The organism is Candidatus Neptunochlamydia vexilliferae (assembly GCF_015356785.1).
Taxonomy (GTDB): domain Bacteria; phylum Chlamydiota; class Chlamydiia; order Chlamydiales; family Simkaniaceae; genus Neptunichlamydia; species Neptunichlamydia vexilliferae.
Genome location: NZ_JAAEJV010000122.1, coordinates 1 through 1,213, shown reverse-complemented (window position 1 = coordinate 1,213; position 1,213 = coordinate 1). Strand labels below are relative to the sequence as shown.

Sequence of the window (1,213 nt, the reverse complement as noted above, 5' to 3'; positions counted from 1 at the left end):
GGGGGCAAGCCCCCCGCTGCCCCCTTGAGCTTCAATCTGGCAAGCCAAATCGCCCCTTCTCGGGGGGCCGTGCAAAGCACTGTTCCACCCCTCGTGCGGGGCGATTTTGCAGAGCCATTTTGAAGCCGCGGACAGCTCACCGCATGGTTTTTCTTCGCCTTCGGCTCCGAAGCCATGTCAGTTCGCTGGAAAGGTTTTTTTTTAGAAAACCTCGCTCATCTTTTACCAAGCAGTAAGTCTCCTTTTTTCAGTTTTTTAGCCACTTACCATATTCGCTTTGGTTTGACTTTCAGCTTAACAAAAAAAAACACTGAACCTACGCAGCTTCAGAGCCGAAGGCGAAGAAAAGCTGCGTCGTGAAGTGTCCACGGCTTCAAGATGGCTCTGCAAAATTGATCTGAACGAGGGGTGGAACAGTGCTTTGCACGGCCCCCCGAGGAAGATCGGTTTGGCTTGCCAGATTGAAGCTCAATGGGGCAGCGGGGGCTTGCCCCCGACGTATCTTTCTTACATATACCACCGATAAATGTGCGAACTTTTTACCTGTAAAGGTGAACAAGGCCGCAGCTGCTCATCGACTCCAAAAACTGTCGTGTAATGAGCTCATAGCAAGATAATTTTCTCAATCTGCTTATTTTCAATTATTTGTGTTTGTTTTTTTTTCTTGAATTGTTCTCCTTAATGAGGCTATAATAGCTAGCAACAAGAAGGTAGTTATGAGCGGAATCTCACCAATTCCAACATTAAAGGCACTTTATTTATCAGCTGCGCCGAAAAACTCGGTCCTTTAGGGCCGAGATGAAAGGCGCAAAATACTCATTCTATTGGTTTTTGCTGGTTTTCGATATATTGCCTGATTATTGAGATAGGAGCTCCTCCGCAACTACCAGCAAAATAACTTGGGGACCAAAAGTTATTGCCCCATAATGCCTTTTGAACTGAAGGATATCCTTTTTTTCGAATAAGCCGGGAAGAAACGCCTTTTAAAGAGTTAACTAAGTTAGAGATAGCAACCTTTGGAGGGTAGTTAATAAGTAGATGTACATGATCGTACTCTCCTTCAAATTCTATAAGCTCTGCTTGAAAATCTTGGCAGACCTTTTGGAAGATTTCTCTTAGCTCCTTAAGAACCCTTTTCGTGAAGACCCTCTTTCGATACTTTGTAACAAAGACCAAATGAGTATGTAGTAGAAAAACACACGATCTTCCTCTT

At 44.4% G+C, this 1,213-nt stretch carries 1 protein-coding gene; it reads right to left on the bottom strand.

All coding sequences use genetic code 11. The annotated features are described in order from the left end of the window. Positions 1-816: 816 nt before the first annotated feature. Positions 817-1,213: IS200/IS605 family transposase (gene tnpA / locus NEPTK9_RS09525; protein WP_194847646.1), on the bottom strand; the 397-nt coding region annotated here is incomplete at its 5' end.